At 47.1% G+C, this 23,785-nt stretch carries 15 protein-coding genes; 13 read left to right on the top strand and 2 right to left on the bottom strand.

Annotation, left to right across the window (positions count from 1 at the left end; genetic code table 11):
- The first annotated feature begins 5 nt into the window (after positions 1-5).
- The 12 genes from AAC855_RS15160 to AAC855_RS15105 all read left to right on the top strand — a co-directional run bounded on the left by AAC855_RS15160 (position 6) and on the right by AAC855_RS15105 (position 16,722).
- The gene (locus AAC855_RS15160; RefSeq protein ID WP_340610695.1) at positions 6-2,954 is read left to right on the top strand and encodes an RHS repeat-associated core domain-containing protein; all 2,949 of its coding nucleotides are present in this window, start codon (positions 6-8) and stop codon (positions 2,952-2,954) included.
- Between the two features lie 153 nt (positions 2,955-3,107).
- Positions 3,108-3,359: a hypothetical protein gene (locus tag AAC855_RS15155; protein WP_340610693.1), complete on the top strand. Its 252-nt coding sequence runs from the start codon at positions 3,108-3,110 to the stop codon at positions 3,357-3,359.
- 439 nt (positions 3,360-3,798) lie between these two features.
- Positions 3,799-5,985 carry a thiamine pyrophosphate-dependent enzyme gene (locus AAC855_RS15150; protein ID WP_340610691.1) on the top strand — a complete coding sequence of 729 codons (2,187 nt, stop codon included), beginning with the start codon at positions 3,799-3,801 and terminating at the stop codon, positions 5,983-5,985.
- Between the two features lie 32 nt (positions 5,986-6,017).
- Positions 6,018-7,667, top strand: coding sequence for an indolepyruvate oxidoreductase subunit beta family protein (locus AAC855_RS15145; protein ID WP_340610690.1), 1,650 nt, complete (start codon positions 6,018-6,020; stop codon positions 7,665-7,667).
- On the top strand, positions 7,654-8,079 hold the full coding sequence (locus AAC855_RS15140) for an acyl-CoA thioesterase (RefSeq protein WP_340610689.1): 426 nt from the start codon (positions 7,654-7,656) through the stop codon (positions 8,077-8,079). The genes AAC855_RS15145 and AAC855_RS15140 overlap by 14 nt, the downstream gene beginning before the upstream one ends.
- A 65-nt stretch (positions 8,080-8,144) precedes the next feature.
- The gene (locus AAC855_RS15135; protein ID WP_340610688.1) at positions 8,145-10,478 is read left to right on the top strand and encodes a bifunctional salicylyl-CoA 5-hydroxylase/oxidoreductase; all 2,334 of its coding nucleotides are present in this window, start codon (positions 8,145-8,147) and stop codon (positions 10,476-10,478) included.
- A gap of 55 nt (positions 10,479-10,533) precedes the next feature.
- On the top strand, positions 10,534-11,697 hold the full coding sequence (locus tag AAC855_RS15130) for a cupin domain-containing protein (RefSeq protein ID WP_340610687.1): 1,164 nt from the start codon (positions 10,534-10,536) through the stop codon (positions 11,695-11,697).
- A 1-nt stretch (position 11,698) separates the two neighbouring features.
- A complete protein-coding gene (locus AAC855_RS15125; protein WP_340610686.1) occupies positions 11,699-12,610 on the top strand; it encodes a fumarylacetoacetate hydrolase family protein in 912 nt (303 codons plus the stop codon).
- Positions 12,611-12,639: 29 nt separating this feature from the next.
- A complete protein-coding gene (locus AAC855_RS15120; protein WP_340610685.1) occupies positions 12,640-13,668 on the top strand; it encodes a carbon-nitrogen hydrolase family protein in 1,029 nt (342 codons plus the stop codon).
- Positions 13,665-14,411 carry a maleate cis-trans isomerase family protein gene (locus AAC855_RS15115; protein WP_340610684.1) on the top strand — a complete coding sequence of 249 codons (747 nt, stop codon included), beginning with the start codon at positions 13,665-13,667 and terminating at the stop codon, positions 14,409-14,411. Before AAC855_RS15120 ends, AAC855_RS15115 begins: the two co-directional genes overlap by 4 nt.
- 195 nt (positions 14,412-14,606) lie before the next feature.
- Positions 14,607-16,028, top strand: a complete 1,422-nt coding sequence (locus AAC855_RS15110) for an aminotransferase-like domain-containing protein (RefSeq protein ID WP_340610682.1) — start codon at positions 14,607-14,609, stop codon at positions 16,026-16,028.
- Between the two features lie 127 nt (positions 16,029-16,155).
- Positions 16,156-16,722: a HutD/Ves family protein gene (locus tag AAC855_RS15105; RefSeq protein ID WP_340610681.1), complete on the top strand. Its 567-nt coding sequence runs from the start codon at positions 16,156-16,158 to the stop codon at positions 16,720-16,722.
- A gap of 112 nt (positions 16,723-16,834) precedes the next feature.
- Here AAC855_RS15105 and AAC855_RS15100 read toward each other — a convergent pair whose 3' ends face one another.
- Together AAC855_RS15100 and AAC855_RS15095 are read right to left on the bottom strand one after the other, a co-directional pair.
- Positions 16,835-17,932 carry a hypothetical protein gene (locus tag AAC855_RS15100; protein WP_340610679.1) on the bottom strand — a complete coding sequence of 366 codons (1,098 nt, stop codon included), beginning with the start codon at positions 17,930-17,932 and terminating at the stop codon, positions 16,835-16,837.
- 115 nt (positions 17,933-18,047) lie between these two features.
- Entirely contained in the window at positions 18,048-19,154 is a 1,107-nt protein-coding gene (locus AAC855_RS15095) for a hypothetical protein (RefSeq protein WP_340610678.1), read from the bottom strand.
- A 751-nt stretch (positions 19,155-19,905) separates the two neighbouring features.
- Here AAC855_RS15095 and AAC855_RS15090 point away from each other — a divergent pair.
- Positions 19,906-23,785 (top strand): hypothetical protein (locus AAC855_RS15090; RefSeq protein ID WP_340610677.1); only part of this gene is annotated, 3,880 nt, incomplete at its 3' end.

Here is a 23,785-nt window from a genome sequence, read left to right as displayed (position 1 = left end):
CAATCATGAGCACATCGCTGTTCAGTAAAACCCCTATGGTTACGGTTCGGGATAATCGCGGGCAGACTGTGCGAGAAATCGCCTATCACCGTCATCCCGACACACCAACGGTGATAGATACACGTATCACTCACCATCACTATGATGCACGGGGTGCCCTGACGCAGAGCGCCGACCCGCGTCTGAATGACGCCGGACAGGTGAATTTCACATACTTGACTGACCTTACCGGTAATGTGTTGCGTACACAAAGTGCTGATGCTGGTATCTCTGTGACTCTTAATGATGCCGCCGGGAGGCCGTTTTTAGCCGTAACTGGCATCGAAACAAATAAAGAGGGTAGGGATGACAAAAGCCGGGCTATCACTCGCTCCTGGTTGTATGAAGGCAGCGCTCTACCGGGACGTTTGCTGGGCATTACTGAACAGGTCTCCAGTAAGGAGATTCAGTTTACGGAGCGATTCGTGTATGCAGACAATAGTCAGGATAAAAAAAATCTGAATCTGGTTGGTCAGTGCATCAGTCATTATGACACGGCAGGTTTGGTGCAGATAAATAGCATTGCCCTGTGTGGTGCTCCGCTTTCTGTCAGTCGTCGTTTGCGGCAAGATGCAGACAAAGCGGAAACGGTCGTCAACTGGCAGGGAGAGAATGCTTCTGTCTGGGATGCTTTACTCGAGGAGAAATTCCACGAAACCCTGACCACAGTGGATGCCACCGGTGCAGAGCTGACCACCACAGATGCAGCAGGTAACCGCCAGCGCGTGGCTTACGATGTGGCTGGCCTGCTAAAGGGTAGCTGGTTAACGCTGAAGAAGAAAAAAGGTCCGGCTAAGGAACAGGTTATTGTGACGTCACTGACTTACTCTGCTGCCGGGCAGAAGCTGAGTGAAGAACACGGTAACGGAGTGGTGACTACATATACTTATGAACCTGAAACGCAACGCCTGATAGGAATAAGAACAGAGCGACCGGCTGGACATACTGTCGGGGCTATGGTCTTACAAGATCTACGTTATACATATGATCCTGTCGGAAATGTGCTGAGCATCAAGAATGATGCGGAAGCAACACGGTACTGGCGAAATCAAGAAGTGGTGCCAGAAAATACCTACACTTATGACAGTCTGTATCAGTTGGTCTCGGCAACGGGATGCGAAATGGCAGGAACGGCTGCACAGGGGAAAAAACGACCTGACAGTATCCCCTTAGTTTCAGACAACGCCTATACCAACTATACCCGCCATTACCACTATGATCGGGGTGGTAATCTGATACAGATATGCCATTGCGCACCAGCCAACAACAACTGTTATACCACCAATTTCACCGTTTCAAACCGTAGTAACCGGAGCGTACTCAGTACACTGACGAAAGAGATTAGCGAAGTTGATGCATTATTTGATGGCAGTGGACACCAAAAACAAATGCAGCCGGGCCAACACCTGATGTGGACACTGCGTGGTGAACTACAGAAGGTGATGCTGGTTACCCGTGAGAGTGGGGAAAATGACAGTGAAAACTATCGCTATGATGCGGGTAGTCAGCGTGTTCTGAAAGTCAGCACGCAGCAGACAGGAAATATCACGCAAAAGCAGCGAATGATATATCTGCCGGGGCTGGAACTGCGCACGAAGACAAATGGTAAAACAGAAAAAGAGAAACTGCATGTTATTACCGTGAGAAACGCTGGTCGATCGCAAGTACGGGTACTGCACTGGGAGAACGGTAAGCCGCCAGAAATCAACATTAATGATCAGGTGCGCTACAACTACGATAACCTTATCGGTAGCAGCGGTCTGGAAGTGGACGGCAGTGGTAACGTCATCAGTCAGGAAGAATACTATCCGTATGGAGGCACAGCAGTCTGGGCGACCCGTAATCAAACAGAAGCAGATTACAAAACTCGCCGGTACTCAGGCAAAGAACGGGATGCGACGGGGTTATACTACTACGGACACCGGTATTATCAGCCGTGGGCGGGTCGCTGGCTCTCAGCAGATCCAGCGGGAAAGGTGGACGGCCTGAACTTGTTCAGAATGGTAAGAAATAACCCGATTGGATTATCTGATCCAACAGGATGTAATTCCATAAACCATAGCGAATTACCTGCCAATACAAAGTTATCTCAGATAGCTATGTTGGGTAGCCATGATGCAGGAACTTACGCCTATAGTAGAGCAAGAAATGGAGCATCTTCATTAGGCGCATTATTTACCCGCGCATTTAAAACTCAAAACTTGAGTCTGAAAAAGCAAGCAGAAGCGGGAGCCAGATATTTTGATATTCGTGTAGCACAGAATAAAAATGGTTCATTTAGCTTTTTTCATGGCCCTAGTATTGCGGGAGGCAATGCCACATCTGATATCAGGGAATTGTTAGATTACGCAGCAGATGATAAAAATAATTTTTATCTAATGAAATTTGTATTCAAAGGAAAGAAGAAAGCGGTGTCAGATATGTTTTTAGGGGGTGTAATTAAAAATTATGATGATCATCTTATTAATCATGAAGATACACGTAGTTTGGCAAACGCAACGGTTGACTTACTCAGCCAAGGAAAAAATATCGGGATCATGGTTCATGGCAATGCCAGAACTGAATCAGAGTTGTGGTCTTACAAAGAACAAGTTCACACAAAGTGGGCTAATCGTGCAAACGTAAACGGCACGGTTCAATTCCTCAGCCAGTTTCACGCAGACCCAGCGCCAGAAAATAAACTTAATGTTATACAGACAAATATCCCTGTTGCTTCCCCTGCTCGTAAGCAATTGACTTTAGGGGTAAAAAGCTATCTATCCAGAGTAAAAAATACTTTGGCCAATGGTATTAATAGACTGCCGCATGCGGGAATAATCAGTGCAGACTACATAGGGAGTAAACGTAGCGCAACGGAAGGATTTATGCGAACAATTGAACGGCATAATCACAATTTAATGACGCAACACGCATAAAGTCAGAAAATAATAAAAATTCAGTTAAGTAAAAACTAATGACATAGAAGAAGGTTTTGCCACTTCCTCCTAAATCGGGGGGAAGTGGCAGACTAATTTCAAAGCGATATTCACACATCAATTATCAGGTAATTGGCATAAAAAAGATCAAATATGGATATATCGTTACATAAAAACACTCCGACAGTCACAGTGTTGGATTGTCGTGGGCTAACTATTCGGGAATTGGCTTACCATCGCCATCCCGATACACCTGAATCAACGGCTACCGGCGGTAGTATCGATCAGGTTGCGGAGATGGGAACATTCGTCACCTTGCAGGCGGGAAACAATGGTATCAAATTCTCCATTACAGTCCCGATGGACAATATTGCGGGGCTTGATACACCAGTACGGCGGCCATAGTAGTGGCTGTATTTTGTGATTGAAAACTGAAAGATGAAGCGTATATCCATTCTTTGCATGACCTATCCGGGTACTGCATAAATAACAATTGTATGATAGTTCATGCATTGATCATTCATTCATATTCTCCATACTCCTACTATACACTTCGTCTTTCAAGCTGCCTCTTTGTTGGCTGCGCTCGCTCACCCCGGTCACATAGTTATCTATGCTCTCGGGGACTCACTCTCTTGCCGCCGCGACGCATCTTGAAATCCATTGTGTATACATATACCCGTCTTTCTAGTTGCCTGAACTTATTTATTGGTTGCACTTAAGTCACTCCAATCACCGTTTTTATCAATATACGGTTATCTACCGGGAAGTTATTTCCCTGTTGCCGCAATGCAATTCGGAATCGATAAAAAGTCGCATGAAAAGAGAAAAATGAGAGGTGAGCATGGCAGAACGATCCTTCATAAAGGAAGTGGAAAAATTAAGGTTGAAGCAGGGCGAAGTTTTCAGCGGAGAAGGCATACTCGCTGTTACAAAAGCATTGTTGGAATCAGGTGTCAGCTATGTTGCCGGTTATCAGGGCGCGCCGATTTCCCATTTGATGGATGTTCTGACTGATGCGCAGGATATCCTCGCTGAATATGGTATTCATTTTGAAAACAGTGCCAGTGAAGCCACTGCGGCTGCCACACTTTCTGCCTCAGTTAACTATCCATTACGTGGCGCTGTGACATTCAAGGCAACAGTCGGGACAAATGTTGCTTCTGATGCATTGGCAAATCTGGCATCTGGTGGTGTTTTAGGGGGAGCCTTGATCATAGTGGGTGAAGATTATGGTGAGGGTTCCTCAATTATGCAGGAACGTAGCCACGCATTTGCCATGAAATCACAGATTTGGTTACTTGATCCACGCCCAAATCTGCCATCGATTGTACAGGCAGTGAAGATGGGGTTTGAGTTGTCGGAAGCCAGCCATACACCGGTTATGTTACAGATGCGTATTCGTGCTTGTCATGTGCATGGCAGGTTTGTCTGTGCTGATAATCAGTTATCGATGTTCAGGATTGAAGATGCTCTGGAAAACCCGGCCCGTGACCTCAACCGTATTGTTCTGCCGCCCGCCAGTTTTTTGCATGAAAAAGAGAAAACTCAGGAACGCTGGCCTGCCGCCGTGCGCTTTATTCAGCAGCATGCGTTGAATGAGTTTTTTGCGGAAGGAGCGGATGATATCGGCATTGCTTTACAGGGAGGATGTTATAACACCGTGATCCGGGCGTTGAATTTACTGGGGCTGTCAGATGTATTTGGTGAAAGCGCTATTCCACTGTATGTCATGAATGTGGCTTACCCATTAATTGATGAGGAGTTTGCGCGTTTTTGCCACGGTAAACGGGCAATTCTGGTACTGGAAGAGGGGCAGCCCAATTTTGTTGAACAGAATGTCGCCAGTATCCTGCATCAGCGCAATATTTCGGTTCGGCTACACGGTAAGGATCTACTGCCAATGGCGGGAGAATATGATACAGCCACGGTGTTGGCAGGTATTCGTGCTTTTCTGGAGCGTTATGGCCGGATTGAAGTCAAAGTACCTGCTGCTGCCTGTCAGGTGCAAATCCCATCCGTGACTTTACCGAATGGAGAAACAGAAGGCACGGATGCGAGAAATGAAATATCAGACAATGCGGTTCATGCCCGTCCTCCCGGTTTTTGTACCGGTTGCCCGGAACGTCCGATTTTTACTGCGATGAAATTGTTAGAACGGGAGTTGGGGCAGCATCATATTAGTGCGGATATTGGCTGTCATCTGTTTGCTATTCTGCCGCCATTTAATCTGGGTAATACCACAATGGGGTACGGATTAGGTACAGCCAGTGCTTCCGCGCTGAGTACATCAGCCTCAGGTAAACGGGCTATTTCCGTGATGGGTGATGGCGGGTTCTGGCATAACGGTTTGACGAGCGGTATTGCCAACAGTGTTTTTAACCGTAGCGATAATCTGACCATTATTGTGGATAACAGCTATACCTCTGCCACTGGCGGGCAGGATATTCCATCTTCAACTGCCTTGAATACCCGTCGTAGTACGGGGCATGGTATCGAAAAAGCCGTTAAAGGGGTCGGAGTGAAGTGGGTACGCACAATCAGACGTACGTATGATCTCAAACACATGATCAAAACATTACGGGAAGCACTGACAACCAAAGAACAGGGCCCGAAAGTCGTGCTTGCGCAAAGTGAATGTATGCTGAATAAACAGCGCCGGATAAAAAAAGAAAATAAAGCCGTGCTGGTCGCCGGGCAGAGAATGGTACATGAACGTTTTGGCGTTGACCCTGATACCTGCACAGGTGATCACTCCTGTATTCGCTTGTCCGGTTGTCCTTCCCTTTCCATTAAGTCAAACCCTGACCCGTTACGTACTGATCCGGTGGTAACGGTATTGAACAGTTGTGTGGGATGCGGGTTGTGCGGGGAAATCGCCCATGCGGCAGTGCTATGCCCCTCTTTTTTCAGGGCCAGAATTGTGACTAATCCCTCCCGCTGGGAGCGGCTGCTGTACCGTATTCGCAAACGCGTCATCCATTACCTGCAACGTCGGGATATATGGCGTCGTGAACAAAATAAGGTTTAACAACCGTCTCTGTCATCCTTGAGGGAGAAACTATGTTGGTATCACCATCCATGAATTCGCTGATGATGAAAATGAAAACCCAGCCTATCAAAATTGCCATTTTGGCAATGGGAGGTGAGGGAGGTGGTGTGTTGGCTGATTGGATTGTCAGTCTGGCTGAAGCACATGGCTATTTTGCTCAGGCTACGTCAGTACCCGGTGTCGCACAACGGACGGGAGCCACAATATATTATGTTGAACTGTTCCCCGGCACAGACGATCCTGATGCACCGGCTCCGGTACTGGCATTAATGCCGACAGCCGGTGATGTGGATATTGTACTGGCCTCTGAATTAATGGAAGCCGGACGGGCAGTCCAGCGCGGTTTTGTGACTCCGGATCGTACAACGCTGATCGCCTCAACGCACCGGGCTTTCTCTATGAAAGAAAAGTCGGCAATGGGTGATGGACGGGTGGATAGCCGTCGGTTAATCCGCCAGTCACAGCAGGCAGCCCGATGTTTTATCCATTTTGATATGGCACGGATGGCGGAAAAAAGTGGCAGCGTAATAAGTTCTGTACTGTTTGGCGCACTCTGCGGCACAGGTATTCTGCCATTCAGCAGTATTCAGTTTGAGCAGGCGATTATCAGGGGTGGCGTCGGGATAAAACCCAGTTTACAGGCATTTGGACTGGGCCTGAGCCGGACACAGTCAGCCCTTTCCGGTGGGCAGTTTGCTGACAATCACCATAAAAATGATGCCAGACAGGATACTTTTGTTAAACATAGCCGGTCTATCAATAACGATTCCGTTAATAATAGCCCCATTAATCACAACTCTATTAATAACAGTGAAGTGAACGCACTTTTATTGCGTATTGAGGAAAATTTACCGCCTTGTATCCATAAAATCACGCTCAAAGCGGTCAGGCGGTTGATAGATTATCAAGATCCGGAATATGCCGGTTTATATCTTGATCGGTTGCAACATTTGGTCAATCAAGTCGGAGAGATTAACCAGCAGTTATTGCACGAAACAGCCCGTTATCTGGCACTCTGGATGACTTACGAAGACATTATCCGGGTTGCTGACCTGAAAACCCGTGCCAGCCGTTTTAAACGGGTTCATCAGGAGGTACGGTCGAATCGTTATCAGATCGTCGAAATCAATGAATTTCTGCACCCCAGAACAGAAGAGATCTGCGACACCTTACCAGCCGGTTTTGGCCGCTGGTTATCCCGCCCCCACACTATAAACCGGATGCTGACAAAGTTATTCAGTCGTGGTTACGTCATCACGACCAGCTCAATATGGGGGTATTTACTGCTTTATATGCTGGCGGGTTTACGTCGGATACGCCGCCGTACCCTGCGTTTTCAACGTGAAACAGCAGGAATTGACAACTGGCTACGACAAATTGTGGCAACGGCAAAACATGACCCGATACTGGCTGTGGAAGTTGTGAAGTGTCAGCAACTGCTGAAGGGATATGGCGATACCCACTCCCGTGGACGGAAAAATTTTCAGACTTTGATGAACTTTGTCGATTGTCATCGGAAAAAGCTGTCGGCACACAGCCTGAGCCAATTACGTGAAGCCGCACTGGCTGATGAGGATGGACGGCAGTTACATGAATATCAGCAGTATCTTGAAACTAGCATCCTAAAAAACGAAGGAGGAGTCAGTCATGAACCTGCATAGATTTGTACAGCCTCATAAAATTCGCTTTTCTGAATGTGATCCGGCGGGAATTGTTTTTTATCCCCAATATTTTGTCATGTTCAATAACCTGCTGGAGGATTGGTTCGATGAGCTGACACCAGAAGGATATGCTGCGTACATTGTTAAGCATCGCTTCGGCTTGCCAACAGTACATTTGGAGGCGGAGTTTAAGGCGATTAGCAGAATGGGCGATAAAGTCTGGCTGGAGCTGAATGTTGAAGAGATTGGTAAAAAATCACTTAAGCTGCACCAGCGCTGTTTTAGTCAGGAAGGCGAATTAAGAATGAGTGCAATCCAGACTTATGTCACGACCTCACTGGATACGCATCAGGCAATACCAATACCCGATGAATTTTATTATCCACTAATTAACCAGCCATTAATTATCTAATCAATTATTTATCCAATAACCATGCCTTAACCCGTACCCATAAGAGGTGTGACAGGAGAACCAGCATGAACAAAAAAAATATGAACATCGTGTGTATTGGCGGTGGGCCTGCGGGTTTATATTTCGGTTTGCTGATGAAGTTACAAAATCCTGATAACCGCGTTGTCGTGATTGAGCGCAACCGCCCCTATGATACTTTTGGCTGGGGAGTCGTGTTTTCAGATGCCACGCTGGAAAACCTGAGTATGGCTGATCCGGTATCTGCCGAATCTATTAGTGCAGCATTCAGTCGCTGGGAAAATATCGATATCCACTTCAAAGGAACCGTAAACCGCAGCGGTGGTCATGGTTTTATTGGTATTGGCCGCAAAAAATTACTGAATATTCTTCAGGATCGCTGTCAGGAATTGGGGGTAGAGCTGGTATTTGAGACGCAGGTTCAGGATGAGCAGGAGGTAGCCCGCCAATACCATGCTGATTTGCTGATTGCATCCGATGGGATCAACAGCCAAATCCGCAGCCGTCATGCTGAAAACTTCTGGCCTGATATTGAACAGCGCCATTGTCGGTTTGTCTGGCTGGGAACTCATCGGATATTTGATGCTTTTACCTTTTTGTTTGCTGAAACAGAACATGGCTGGTTTCAGGCCCATGCTTACCAGTTTCAGGATGGGTTATCCACATTCATTGTTGAAACAACAGAAGATACATGGTTGGCCGCAGGGATTGACAAAATGTCGCAGGAAGAGGGCATCGCGTATTGTGAAAATATCTTTGCTCAATGGCTGGATGGACATGGTTTGATCTCCAATGCGACCCATTTACGCGGGGCGGCAATTTGGATCCGTTTTCCCCGGGTTCTCTGTAATCACTGGGTACACTGGATCAAGCCCAAAGGGAATAAAGGCAAAAATGTCCCCATTGTATTGATGGGGGATGCGGCCCATACCGCGCATTTTTCTATTGGTTCCGGCACCAAACTGGCATTGGAGGATGCGATTGAACTCGCCAACAGCCTGAAAATTCATAAGGGGAATTTACCGACAGGGTTGGCTCATTATCAGAAAGTACGCAGCGTGGAAGTACTGAAAATCCAGAATGCGGCGCGTAATTCCACAGAATGGTTTGAAAATGTGGCCCGTTATGAAGATTTCCCGCCAGAGCAGTTTGCCTATTCTTTACTCACTCGTTCGCAGCGTATTTCCCATGAAAATCTGAGACTGCGGGATAAATCATGGCTGGAAAACTATGAATATTGGTTTAATCGGCAGCCTGATCAATCTTCCCCGCTGAGCCCTCCCATACTGACGCCTTATCAGGTTCGGGGGATCACGCTGAAAAACCGGGTCGTAGTTTCGCCTACACTGCTGTACAAGGCAGTGGATGGTATTCCGGGAGCCTTCCATCAGATTCATCTTGGCAGCAGAGCGTTGGGAGGCGCGGGGTTAGTGATTGCCGAAATGACCGCGATTTCGCCACAGGCAAGGGTGACGCCTGCCTGCCCCGGTTTGTGGAATGAACAACAAGTGCAGGGATGGAAAAGCATCACCGATTTTATCCACCAGAATACGGATGCACGAATAGGCATTCAACTGGGGCACTCAGGAAGGCGGGGTTCTACTCAACGGGGCTGGGAACAGGTTAATCATCCGTTGCCGGAAGGAAACTGGCCGCTGGTTTCTGCTTCATCCTTGCCTTATTTGCAGGGTATTTCACAAGTGCCGACGGCGGTTACTCAGAAACAAATGAGTGAAATCATTTCGCAATTTGTTGAAGCAACTCATCGTGCTATCACAGCCGGTTTTGATTGGCTGGAAATTCAGGCAGCTCACGGTTATCTGCTTTCCAGTTTTATTTCGCCTGTTACCAATCTGCGTGACGACGAATATGGCGGTTCGCTGGAAAACCGGCTGCGTTTCCCGTTAGCTGTTTTGCGCGCGGTTCGCTGTGTCTGGCCGGCTGATTTGCCAATATCCGTACGTATTTCTGCCACTGACTGGATAAAAGGGGGCACCACTGTCGATGAAGCCGTCATCATCGCCCGTACTTTCTATGAGGCGGGGGCTGATATGGTGGACTGTTCAACCGGGGAAGTTTCTGCGGAACAACAGCCCGTTTACGGTCGGATGTATCAGACGCCGATGGCTGATCGTATCCGTAATGAAGGCAATGTGCCCGTTATCGCCGTGGGTGCGATTACCGATGCCGATCAGATTAACAGCATTATCGCTTCCGGTCGGGCAGATCTGTGTGCCTTATCGCGCCCATTTTTATCCGATGCCGCATGGTTGCTGCATGAATGTGCCAGATATGGCTGGACAGATATCAATTGGCCGGAACCGTACCTTTACGGCAAAGAGCAGCTGGAACGCCAGCTTGCCCAGAAGAGTATTATCTAGAGCTCAGGCCGATTTTCAAATGAATGATAGCTATTATCCGTGTAGGAGATACCTAATGTCTCAACAAGAAAATGTGCGTGAATATGAGCAGCATGAGCAAGAAAGCCACGATCAGTACAGAGAAGATATACTCGGACGTGCCAATGTCGCCGATAGCCCTGAACTGCTGGCCTATTACAAAGAGCTGGCAAAATATCACACAGGAGCACTCTGGACAATCGCCAACAAAATAGAGCCGTGGCAACCTCAGTCCACTTCTGTTCCGGTACTCTGGCGTTATCGTGACTTACGTGAGCATGTCCTTAAATCCGCGGAATTAGTCACACCGGAAAAAGCCGGACGTCGGGTTGTCTATCTGGAGAATCCCGGTAAATCTGGTGAAGGGCCGGCTGTCGGTTTACTGTATTCCGGGCTTCAGACTATGCAACCGGGGGAGGCAGCTTCGGCTCATGCTCATTCTTCCTCGGCCCTGCGTTTCATCATGGAAGGACGTGGTGCCTATACGATTGTTGATGGTCAGAAGATGTTGCTGGAAGCGAATGATTTTGTTCTGACGCCCAATGGCACTTGGCATGAACATGGTGTTGAGCCTGATGGTTCTCCGTGCATCTGGCAGGATGGTCTCGATATGCCACTGGTGAATACTCTGGAAGCCGGGTTTTATAAGGTGCATCCTGATCTGCGTCAGGCTGTGACTGAACCGGTGGATGCCTCGGTAGCCTTGTGGGGAGCGCCTGCTCTGCGCCCGCAGAATGTGGGCTGGGATAAACCCTATTCCCCATTATTCAGATACCAATGGAAACCAACTTACGCAGCCCTGCAACGCTATGCCCGCATATCAGCGGGATCGCCGTTTGATGACATATTAATGTATTACACCAATCCTCTGACTGGCGGGCATGTTATGCCGACTCTGGGGGCCAGTATGCAACTGCTGCGGCCCGGATTCGTGGGTCAGGCGCATCGGCATACCGGCAGCTTCATCTATCAGGTCGCGAAAGGAGCGGGATATTCTATTATTGATGGTCAGAGGTTTGATTGGCAGGAGCGGGATATCTTTTGTGTACCTTCATGGAAATATCACGAACATGCGAATGCATCACAAACCGAAGATGCCTGCCTGTTCTGTTTCAGCGATTTGCCGGTGATGCTGGCATTACAGCTGTATTACGAAGAAGCCCTGAATGAGAATAACGGGCATCAGCGAGCGGGAGAATAACATGCGTTTAATTACTTATCGTACCGAGGTAACGGCGGAGGCCCGATTAGGGGCGATAGTGAATAATAATGTCGTCGATCTGGCAAAACTGGCGGCTCATAGTGGCAGCACATTACCGGACAATATGCTGGATTTTATTGAACTGGGGCCGCTTGCCATCACCAGCACCGCAACGTTGCTGAATTCATTTGACGGATTATGGCCGGTTGGTGTCATCCGGCCACTGGAAAATGTCAAAATTCTTGCTCCTATTCCCCGCCCGCGTAAAAATATTTTCGGTATTGGCCTGAATTATGTTGAGCACGTTGAAGAATCAAGCCGTTCGCTGGATACGGCAAAAGATCTGCCCAAAGAACCGGTTATCTTCTCCAAACCCCCTTCCACGGTGATTGGCCCGGGAGAGGCGATCGAACATAACAGTGAGATTACCCAACAACTGGATTGGGAAGTGGAATTAGCCGTTATCATCGGAACACGGGCTAAAGGCGTATCGGAAGCTGATGCCCTGAAATATGTTTTCGGTTATAGCCTGATTATTGATATGAGCGCCCGTGACTGTCGTCGTGCCGGACAGTGGATTTATTCTAAGGGGCAGGATACTTACGCGCCTTTTGGCCCCTGTATTGTCACTGCCGATGAGATCCCCGACCCGCATGATCTTGCATTGAGCCTGAAAGTTAACGGCGTTACCAAACAGGATTCCAATACCCGCCATATGTTATTCAAAGTCGATGCCCTGATCGCTGATATCAGTAAAGGCATTGTGCTGGAGCCGGGTGACATTATCGCCACGGGGACACCGTCAGGTGTCGGAGCAGGGCGTAACCCGCAGGAATGGTTATGGCCGGGGGATGTTATTGAAGCTCATCTTGAGAAAATCGGGGATTTGCGTCATCCCGTCATTGCCGTATAAACCTCATTCATATTAAACAGAGACCTGATATGCTGAATCTTCCCAAATTCAAGGCAGCTGCGGTACAGGCTGCTCCCATCTTTCTGGATACAGAAGCCACGGTTGATCTCGTTTGCCGGCTGATTAGTGAGGCGGCGAATAACGGAGCCAGTCTGGTGGCTTTCCCTGAAGTTTTTATTGCCGGTTATCCCTACTGGAACTGGATCATGAACCCTGTGCAGGGTAGTCCGTGGTTTGAAAAACTGTGCAAATCGGCCATTGAAGTGCCGGGCGCTGAAATCCTCAAGGTGGCACAGGCCGCGGCTCGGCATCACATCAATGTTGTTGTTGGCATCAATGAACGCAATCCCAATGGTGTTGCGACAATTTATAACACACTGGTGACCATATCTGACGAAGGGAAGATTTTGGGGCGACATCGTAAGTTGGTGCCGACATGGGCAGAAAAACTGACATGGGCAAACGGTGACGCTTCTTCATTAACCGTACATAACACCAGCGTTGGCCCATTGGGCGTGCTGGCCTGTGGCGAGAATACCAATCCACTGGCGCGTTTTACGTTGCTATCGCAGGGGGAGCTGGTACATGTCGCCAGTTATATTTCTCTGCCTGTCGCCCCGCCGGATTATGATATGGCAGAAGCTATCCGTTTACGCGCCGCAGCGCACTGCTTTGAAGGCAAAGTGTTTACTATTGTTTCCTGTTCCACCATCTCGCCGGAAATTGTGCAGGCGATGGCTGCCAACCATCCTGAAGCCAAGCATCAGTTGGCACGTCGTAACAGCGCATTTACAGGAATTATCGGGCCGGATGGGCGTGTGATTGGCACGCCTCTGATTGATAAAGGCGGGATTGTTTATGCGGAAATTGACTTAAACCGCTGCATTCAGCCCCGCCAGATGCACGATATCACCGGGCATTACAACCGTTTTGATATTTTCGATCTGGCCGTCAGCCGCCGTGCTATGAATGCAGTCAGATTTACTGATGAACCGGAACAGACGGACTTGAATCCTGCTGTGGATGGAGTTAATGCTATACGGGAGGATATTTCATGAGTGGGCAGCGTCGTTTTCGGGTAGGGCTGATTGTCCCCTCTTCAAATACCACCATGGAAACGGAGATCCCAGCTATTTTGCGTGCCCGTGAAATGATTGCTCCTGAGCGTTTTACCTTCCATTCCAGTCGTATGAGAATGAAAACAGTCAGCAAAGATGAACTGGCGGCAATGGATGCAGACAGTGATCGTTGCGCATTGGAACTGTCAGATGCTTCAGTGGATGTGCTAGGATATGCCTGTCTGGTGGCAATCATGAGCATGGGTAAAGGATATCATCGTGTTTCTGAAAAACGCCTGCATTTGAGGACATCAGAAAACGGATATCCGGCTCCGGTGATCACAAGCGCCGGTGCATTGGTGGATGGACTTCACGCATTAGGGGCAAAACGGATCTCAATACTGACACCTTATATGAAACCGTTAACCCAGTTGGTTATCGATTACATCGAGAGTGAGGGAATTGAAGTTATTGACAGTATCTCGCTGGAAATTGCGGATAATCTGGCGGTCGGACGTCAGGATCCGCTGGCACCAGCGGAAATAACAAAAAAACTGAACAGCAATGTGGATGTGATAGTCGCTTCAGCCTGTGTACAAATGCCTTCATTGGCCTCAGTGCCCCTGATCGAAGCTCGTATGGGTTTACCTGTGATTTCAGCTTCTGTAGCGACAACGTATATGCTCCTGAAGCGACTTAGCTTGAATACCAGCGTGCCGGGTTTTGGGTCATTGTTATCCTGAAACCGTTCTCTGGAATGAAAATAATCCCCTGAGAAAAATGAACATGCGCCATTGGAATGAGTAATATCCCGTTATTGAAAGAGATATGACAAGAATTGAGCAAGCAACGCCGGTCAGCAAATAAGTTATAGATTAGAGTATAATAGTAGCAATGCTCTGTTAATGACCTATAACACTTTAAGGAAGACCCGGCCTATGACACGCTACGAGCAATTGGCAGTGACAATCCGCCAACAGATAGAAGATAATATCTGGCTGGAGGGAGATAGGTTACCCTCCTTACGGAAATCGGCGAAGACGTCAGGGTTGAGCCTGATGACCGTGTTGCAGGCCTATCAGTTACTGGAAAGTCAGGGCTGGATCGTAGCACGTCCACAGTCAGGCTATTATGTCGCTCCCCGGATAAAGCCCTTTGCAGAAGCAAAAGGGGGAAAAAGACTGAATTTGAGCGAAAATGTTGAGATCAGCGCCTCAATTTTTGATGTTTTACAGGCGTGTAAAGATCCTAAAATTGTTCCGTTCGGCTCTGCATTTCCCGATCCTTCCCTGCTGGTGGAACCTAAATTAGCCAAGACACTGGCCTCAGTGGCTCGTCGCTTTGTCCCCCATAGTTCGTTAGTGAATTTACCTCCGGGAAATGAGCAGTTGCGTCGCAATATCTCCCGCCGTTATGCCTCGCAGGGGATGCATGTTTCTCCCGATGAAATTGTGATCACCGCAGGTGCAATGGAATCGCTAAGTTTCAGCCTTCAGACAGTCACTTCACCCGGTGACTGGGTGGTCATTGAATCACCGGCTTTTTATGGGGCATTGCAAGCTATTGAACGTTTGCGTCTGAAAGCCATTGCCATCAAAACGGACCCTAAAACCGGAATTGATTTAGATGTACTGGAAGAGGTGGCCGGAAAATACCCGATAAAAGCCTGTTGGCTGATGTCCCGTTTCCAGAACCCGTTGTGCGTCAGTATGCCGACAGAAAACAAACAACGGTTGGTAGACATTCTGAATGAAAATGACATTGTGCTGATTGAAGATGATGTTTATGGTGAACTCTATTTTGACCCGCATCCGCCAATGCCGGTCAAGGCATGGGATAAAGAAAATAATTTCATGCACTGTTCATCATTTTCAAAATGCCTTGCGCCCGGCTATCGTGTCGGTTGGGTCGCCGCAGGAAAACACGCCCTGAAAATTCAGCAGCTTCAGATGACGAGTACTGTTTCAGCCAGCATTCCGACTCAACTGGCCATAGCTGAATACCTGTCTCAGGGAGGCTATGATAACCACATACGACGGCTACGGCGTCAACTGGAGCTACGACAGATTCAGATGCTACGGGCGGTGAGTGAATATTTTCCCGATTCTATCAAAGTGAACAGTACACGGGGCGGGTATTTTATCTGGCTGGAATTTGAACCGTCTTTCAATGTCAAGCGGCTGTATCAGCTGGCGCTGGCCAAAAATATCAGTATTGCGCCCGGCAGTATGTTTTCTACCAGTTCTCAGTTTGATCATGCTTTCCGTCTGAATACTTCGTTTGCATGGAACGAAACTCAGGCTGCTGCGATGAAAACATTAGGAAGTTTGTGTCATATGTTGTTAAAGGAATACGGGTAATCAGTCACATTTTAACTGTTTTTCTATTGCGACAGATAAAATTCTTTGCGAAGTTTATAATTCGACATAAATTGCCTCTTTAGGTGTAAATAGAATATAAAAGCAGTGGAAAAATAGGAGCATGAGAATGAAGTGTTTCGATTATACAGAGTTACCAAGAGAGCAATGGGTTGGGGGCATCGGGGAAGTAAGAGATATTGTTTGTTGGCCGAATACTGATGATTTTGCCTGGCGTGCCTGCTTCACATCTATCCATAAAAACGGAGTATTGGGGCACTTTCCGGATATTGATCGTTCAATTGTATTGTTAAAAGGTAAAGGGCTTCGTTTAACCAGTCCCGGGTTTCTTGAACATGAACTGGTACAAAAAATAGCGCCTTTCCATTTTTCCGGTAATACGCCGGGTAATGTTGAACTGTTGGATGGTTCTGTTCAGTGTTTCAATATCATGACCCGCAATGCTGAGTGGGTTTCTGAAATTTCTTTTGTAACGGATGAGCGCAAATTACCAACATCCCATAGCGGTGTGCTTTATGTCCTGAAAGGGCGCTGGGAAATAACGGGTACAAATAATGTGCAGCTGGCTTTTGGGCAGGGTGCATGGTGGTTGCCTGATGATATGCGCGAAGGAGCGATTAAGCCATTAGTCGCCGATAGCCAGTTGCTATGGGTGGATTTACATCCGGCTGAATAAATTCAGCAAAGAATCAACTGGAAGCATGGAAACTCTACTTAATTAAAAACCTGTGACCTGCTTTTATTTCAGGCCACAGGTTGTGTGATATTTACTTCATGCCAAAACACAATCATGGTATCCAATCTTTCATAGTAAAGTTTTCATAATCCTGCATCTCGATTGCTATTAGATACGATTTATTTCCGTAGATATCTGTGAATCTGAATAAAGGGCTCGCATTGGACCAATCATCCCAAAAACCGTCTATTGGTGACTGAAAATATAATCTACTCAGACAAACAGCATCTGTACGTGGAGTGGTTACTATAGTGGCTTGTGGCGTTGCCTCGTATATAAAGTAATCCATATTTTTTTTTGTAGGGTGAGTATCCCCTGCATCTTTTACTGTTCTTTCTTGCCCCCAGATAAACCAAAGATAGAGATCGTTAGATTTTGTATGATGGGTGAAGCAACGATAATTATTCTCCTTAGTATAAAAATCGTTGTAGGTACGAGAAACGGTGACATTCTTAATTGTAAAATTGCCTAATTCTGTCTTTGGTAGAATATAATAATTATTTTGCGCCCACTTATAGTGTTTTTCACTGACGATCGATTTAACTACATATTCACCAGAATTGACGTCTTTTTTTATAATATGGATAAGATCTTGTGCATGATAAATAATAGGAGGATAGCCAATAAGGGTAGTAAATGGATTGTTTACAACATGATCTTTTAAGGTCAATTGATCAAATGTTTTATAAGTTTTCCCATCAAGTGTTATTTTTGCTGATATCCTGATTGAATCAATATTATTCGTTGTAACCCAAAAGAGCTTCCTTTGATAATATTGTGGTTTTTCATCTGACTTATAATGCGGTATCCTTCTATATGACAAATCAAAAAAATTTTCCATTTTAAATGTGTCACTAGCAAAAGGAAATGTATGGCTATAATCATTTTCAATGCTAGTATATGACCATCCTTCTGGTAGTTTTTGACCGTCAGTGTATTTAATTAATTCAATAGTATCTAATATACTATCATATAACTTAACTTGTTCTTCATGAACATCCACTGCCATTATTGTAATAAAAACACCAACTTGCATATTCCCATTGGCATAAAGATAATCTTGTTGATGACCTGAATACAAATCAATACTAAAACGACTCAAATGGTCAACTACTCTAGGATAATCGTTGTTTTCATCTAATCTCATCATATTATTTCTCCTGCTTTATTGAAATATTTCTATCTCTTATTCGGGAACGGTTTTTATTTGTGTTTTTTAGGATTTGAAGTTTATAGAGTAATAGAGTCTTAATATTAACATTTAGTTACGGCTGCATATCTTGTAGGTGAAAAGATTTTGCATCCTCCATAATCAACTCTATTTGATAGGATTGATTTCCGTAATTGTCATAAAATCTGAAATGAGCCAAGGCATTTGGAAATTCATCCCAGAATTTCTCTACTGGTGATTCAAAGTATAATCTACTGAGACAAACAGAATCTGTACGTGTTGCTGTTAAGATATTAGCTTGTGCAATTGATGTGTATGTTGTTTCAACATTTGGAAGCGATTTCTTTCTTACTGTGGGGTGTTCATCCCCTACCATTTTATCTTTTTTCATTGTTCCCCAGAGAAACCAAAAATAGAGATTATCAGATTCTACACGATGGGCAATGCCATGGTAATTAGCAATGTCGAAAAAAGAATCATTGTAAGTGCCTTCTATATCAACATGTTTTACTGATAATGCAGCGGGTTTATTTATCAAAGTGAGATAATAATTGTTCTGTTTCCAATCATAATTTTTATCATAATGTTCAGGTGGTGATATAGAATATTCTTTATCTATATGAACAACGTACTGACCAGAGCTATCTGGTATAGGATCTGGATGTCCAAGATCATCAGAATGATAAATAATACGGGGGTAGCCCGTAACACAGGCAAATGAATCGTGACTTCCCTGATTTGTCGCAAATGTTGTTTCATCAAGCACAACTTGTGCTGCAATCATGATGGATTCATATTTTGTTGTTGTAACCCAATAGATTTTTCTTTGATATTCAGAGCTATTATCTGATTTATTTACGGTTATTCTTTTATCTTGTGAAGAGTCCTTTTTTGTATTTTCAGGAGTAGGATGAGGAAAAGTATTATCATAATCATTTTTAGTAGAACTGTATGACCATTCTAGGTCTAATCTGTTCCCGGTTACATAGTTGATTAATTCTATTTTATCGAGTTGGTCATCAGATAGGTGAACAATATGGCGATTTTCATCGCTTGCTTGAATATTGATCAATACACCCACTTGCATATTACCATTAGCATATATGACATCACTTTGATGGCAAGAAAGTAATTCTATACTAAATTCTGGCAAGCTATTTATTCTATTTGCTTTGTTAGTTTTTTTTTGTTGTGAATTCATTTTTATTTCCTCATATGAACATAAAAATTTCTGCCTTATAACATAATAGAATTAATTTTTGGTGAAAATGTTAGTTTTCAAAGATCTATGAAAATGGAGTGATTTATGTTTGGTATTGATATCATATCTATATACCTTTCCATAATAGTGAGAGTATCCGCACGCGGGGTAAGGAATACTCCTATCATTTTGAAAAGTTATCTAGTCGATTTCAGGCTATGACTAAGTATTTTGAAAACTAAAAAACATATTATCAGTATAGTTCATATTATGAAGAAGTAGAATGCTGGAGGAAGCTGAATTTTACAAGTTATGACCAATAGTGATGTTAACATTTAAATAAAGATAATTTTATTTTCACTTTAATTTTTAAGCAAAAATAATTAATTATGGTTTACTTTTATTTTTTTAATATGAAAATGAATTTCATTTAATTTTTTTATTTTTAAATTTATGGAAATATCTTGGGTTTATACTAGTGTTATATATATGTGATTAATGGGGTTCAGATTGACTTATCAACATTACATCGAGTTAACACTGATAATTTTATTTTTTTTAGATATATACCTTTTCATAATAGTGAGAGTATCCGTACGCGGGGTAAGGGATACTCCTTCATTTTAACTATTTATTTAATTAAACACATAGCATGGGATCTATTTATAATTTTTTATAATTATTGGGAATAATATAACAATATTGTCATTCTGAGTATTAAATATATAAAAATTAAATAAGGTTACCTAATATGAGCACAGATTTTTTTTCTCAGGCCTCGAATTTTCAGAGCATCGCCGCAGGCCGTGTCGATCCGCGCACGGGCCTGTTTAATTATATGATGCCGGTGGCACACCTTATCGGCAATAACCAGCTGGGGCCAGAGCTGACTCTGGCGCTGACATACAACCCACTGAATTCCGCGGATATCGGCTTTGGGATCGGTTTTTCCCTCGGGCTGACCTACTACGACAGCAACACGAAAATACTGCAGCTCTCCACCGGCGAGCGCTATAAAGTGGATGAAACGGATAAGGACGTGACTTTACGCCAATACAAGCAGGATGTAGTGCGGTTTGAAAAAAAAGTGGATGAGGATACGTATCAGGTGATCCATAAATCCGGTCAGGTGGAGATCCTCTCCGGGCCAAAAAATGCGTTTAACCTGAAAGTCCCGGTGAAGATCATGAATCCGCTGGGGCACAGCCTGCATCTGGAGTGGGATTATACTGTCGGCGCCGTGCCCCACCTGAAGGGGATTTACGATCTGGATAAAAAACACCGGGCGTTGCTGACCGTCAAGACAACACCGGAGGTAGCAACCTGGCTGACCGTCTGGCCGGGCATGTCGGAGGCGTATGAGATTGAACTGGTGCTGCATAACGGTCGGGTGAGTACCATCACAAACCGGACGGCTGGGCAGACGTTGATATGGTCACTGGACTATGACCTGCACTGCCAGTTTTTAAACCGGGTGTCGGCCCCGACCGGTTTGCTGGAGGAGGTGACGTATACGCAGAACGGCCACCATTTTCCGGCCAAGGGCCCGGCGGCTACCCTGCCGTATGTGACCTGTTACAGCCAGTCATCCGGTCCGGAGGACACCAGTGTCCGCACTTATACTTATTCGAAGGAAAACTTTCTCGGCAGTGGAACAGGGGGAGACTGGAGCAGCAATCAGGATTACCTCTACGGGATTTTGTCCGATTATCAGTACGGTTCAATCGAACGCTGCTACAACGGTCGTGAGGTTCGGGTGATTACTCGGCGCTACAATAACTACCATTTGCTGGTTTCAGAAACGGTGCAGCAGAATAATTGCACACGTCAGCATGAAACGTGTTATTACGCCCAACTAGGAGAGGAGTTTGCGAAACAGCCGCCGCAGTTTCAGTTGCCAAAATCGGCGACGGTACGCTTTATTTCCGGTAACGGCCAGCGGGAGGAGGTGACCCTGACGGAATTTGATGCGGCAGGCAACCCAACGATGCAGATTGCCCCGGACGGTACCCGCACGGAGTGGGTATATTATCCGGCGAAAGGGGAGGATGGGTGTCCGGCTGATCCCTACGGGTTTGTCCGTTACGTCAAATCGAAAACGGTAACACCGGGGGCGGCTTCCCCGGATGGGCTCTATGTCGATGCACCGGGGCATGAGGTCATTTACCGTTATGAATCTCTGCCCACGCTGCCGGGAACACCGACCACGGAGGCGATAGTGCGCACACATCAGAGTCTGTTCCATGTGGATTGGCAATCCAAACAGCGCCAGTTGCTGCATGTATACCAGACCGACTATATCAGTCGCCTAAATTCACCTCACTACGGGCGTGTAGGCAAGCTTAAGTTGACCGTGTACGAAGGAAAGACGTCTGGAGGAGGAGCGGCTGAGCAGCATTGGAGCTGTCGACAGGACTTTCACTATAAACTGGACAGACAACATCTGAAACAGACCGCGCACTGGACGAGCGATTATGATGGCCTGACAGTTTCCAGCGTACAAATCCACTCCTGCTTCAGTAGTAAAGTGAGGTTTGAGCAAAACCGTCAGGGTTGTACGGCGTGGTATGAATACGATGCATTTGGCCGCCTATCTAAACAGCTGAATAATGCCGGGACGGCATACGCCCGCGATATTGAATATACCTACACCATTGAACAGGCGGGGGTGGTGGTGAACACCCAGCGCGATGTGCTGAACAACCAGAACCGAACCTGGTTTGACGGGCAGGGGCGGAGCTACAAGCAGGCCATTTTGCCGAAAGGACAGGAGCACGCGGGCTGGAAAACAGTGGCGGAGACGAAGCGAGACAGCTGGGGGCGGGTGGTAAGTCAGACCCGGCATGACTGGCTGCCGACCGGGAACATGCCGGATAAAATCACCCCTATCTCGGTCAGCCAGCAGACTGGCTATGACGACTGGGGGCAGGCCTGCATGGTAACGGATGCCACAGGCAAACGTAGCCGACAGGATTACGACCCAGTGACCCGCATCGCTCGGCAGACGACGGAAGCCAAGGGCTTGAAATTTGGTACTACGGAGACAGTGTATGATGTGCGACACCAGCCACTGACAGTGACGGTGTATGACAGTACCGGTAAGGCGGTCAGCCAGCAGAGCTACTGTTATGATGGTCTCGGTAGGTTACGGGCCAGTCTGGATAGGCTGGGGAGGAAAACCGAATACACCTATGATGTCTTTAACCGGGTCTCGGCAGTTCTCTACAGTGATGGCACGATGGTGCGGAAAACCTATGCACCGTTCAGTCCCGGTAATTTAGTGGTAAAAATTGAGGCAGGCGGGAAAGTACTCGGTGAGCGTGAGTTTGACAGTCTGGGGCGGGTGACATCCAGTACGGTTGGGGGCCGGGCGGTGAAGAGCACTTATCAGGGTACCAGTCCGCTGCCGGAGACCGTCACAGACCCGCTGGGGCAGACAGTGACGATGCAGTATGAGCCGCGGCTGGGCAATGCCCCAATCCGCGTGGAAGCCCCGGGGATTACCCAGCAGTTTACCTATGATGGCCAGAGTGGGGCGATGCTCCGGGCGGAAGCCGTCGGGCAGGCTACGCTGCAACGCACTTATACGTCGGCGGGGTGGTTGCAGCAGGAAACAATGAAGTTTGACGATAAAGGTGCCGGGCCGGCGCGCAGTGCGGTGTATCATTACTCCCCGACCGGTCAGTTGACAGCCTATCAGGATATGGCGGGGGTCTCACACCAGCTGCGGTTTGATGCGCTGGGCCGGTCGGTGGAAGCGGTGGATAAGGCGGTGACCGTAACCCTCCATTATGATGCGGCCGGCCGGACAGACCGCTGGACGGTGCGGGACAATATCTCCGGGCAGCAGTTGATGACGACCCTGACGTTTGATGATTTCAGCCGGGAGATCGGGCGGCGGATTGAGAGCGGGACGGACGTGCTGACCCTGAGTCAGACCTATACCCTGACCGGTCAGCTGGCGAGCCGTACCACGGATTACCCTAAGGTGGGACGGTTACGGGAAGAGCATTATACCTACGATGCCGACCGCCACTGGCTGACGGATTACCGTTGTTCGGGTACGGAATGCCCGCGGGATGCCTATGGGCAGACTCTGAGTCGTCAGCAGTTTACCTATGACCCGCTGGGTAACCTGCTGACCTGTATCACCACCCTGAAAGATGGTAGCCACGATACGGCCCGCTTCAGTTACGCTAATCCGGCTGACCCTTGCCAGCTCACGAAAATTACCCACAGTCATCCGGGTTATCCGGCCGCGATTGTGCTCATTTATGATAAAGCCGGGCGGCTAATTGAGGATGAAGCCCATCGGATGCTGGATTATGACGGGCTGGGTCGGCTGGTATCAGTCACGCAGGCGGATAGCACACAGACTTACGGTTATGATGGCAGTGGCCGGCTTGCGTTGCAGCGGCGGGGCCAGACTGACACCCGAGAGCTGTACTATCAGGGCGCGAGCCGGGTGGCGGAAATTCAGCGGAAAAGCGGCGCGGTCACGCGGCTGGTGCAGGCGGGCAGTGCGTCGGCGGCGAGTGTCACGGATGACGGCGTGTATTTACTGGGCACGGACGGGCCGGGCAGTGTGCTGCTGAGCCGCCGGCAGGGTACCGCGTCGCGCTTTCGTTACA

This window comes from Xenorhabdus bharatensis, from assembly GCF_037996705.1.
Classification (GTDB): domain Bacteria; phylum Pseudomonadota; class Gammaproteobacteria; order Enterobacterales; family Enterobacteriaceae; genus Xenorhabdus; species Xenorhabdus bharatensis.
The sequence above is the reverse complement of the archived record's forward strand: the minus strand, read 5'-3'. Positions and strand labels throughout refer to the sequence as shown.

Bases quoted from the DNA above. Each gene is read 5' to 3' on its own strand.
- AAC855_RS15160 (WP_340610695.1), top strand. From the start codon at position 6: ATGAGCACATCGCTGTTCAGTAAAACCCCTATGGTTACGGTTCGGGAT.
- AAC855_RS15155 (WP_340610693.1), top strand. From the start codon at position 3,108: ATGGATATATCGTTACATAAAAACACTCCGACAGTCACAGTGTTGGAT.
- AAC855_RS15150 (WP_340610691.1), top strand. From the start codon at position 3,799: ATGGCAGAACGATCCTTCATAAAGGAAGTGGAAAAATTAAGGTTGAAG.
- AAC855_RS15145 (WP_340610690.1), top strand. From the start codon at position 6,018: ATGTTGGTATCACCATCCATGAATTCGCTGATGATGAAAATGAAAACC.
- AAC855_RS15140 (WP_340610689.1), top strand. From the start codon at position 7,654: ATGAACCTGCATAGATTTGTACAGCCTCATAAAATTCGCTTTTCTGAA.
- AAC855_RS15135 (WP_340610688.1), top strand. From the start codon at position 8,145: ATGAACAAAAAAAATATGAACATCGTGTGTATTGGCGGTGGGCCTGCG.
- AAC855_RS15130 (WP_340610687.1), top strand. From the start codon at position 10,534: ATGTCTCAACAAGAAAATGTGCGTGAATATGAGCAGCATGAGCAAGAA.
- AAC855_RS15125 (WP_340610686.1), top strand. From the start codon at position 11,699: ATGCGTTTAATTACTTATCGTACCGAGGTAACGGCGGAGGCCCGATTA.
- AAC855_RS15120 (WP_340610685.1), top strand. From the start codon at position 12,640: ATGCTGAATCTTCCCAAATTCAAGGCAGCTGCGGTACAGGCTGCTCCC.
- AAC855_RS15115 (WP_340610684.1), top strand. From the start codon at position 13,665: ATGAGTGGGCAGCGTCGTTTTCGGGTAGGGCTGATTGTCCCCTCTTCA.
- AAC855_RS15110 (WP_340610682.1), top strand. From the start codon at position 14,607: ATGACACGCTACGAGCAATTGGCAGTGACAATCCGCCAACAGATAGAA.
- AAC855_RS15105 (WP_340610681.1), top strand. From the start codon at position 16,156: ATGAAGTGTTTCGATTATACAGAGTTACCAAGAGAGCAATGGGTTGGG.
- AAC855_RS15100 (WP_340610679.1), bottom strand. From the start codon at position 17,932: ATGATGAGATTAGATGAAAACAACGATTATCCTAGAGTAGTTGACCAT.
- AAC855_RS15095 (WP_340610678.1), bottom strand. From the start codon at position 19,154: ATGAATTCACAACAAAAAAAAACTAACAAAGCAAATAGAATAAATAGC.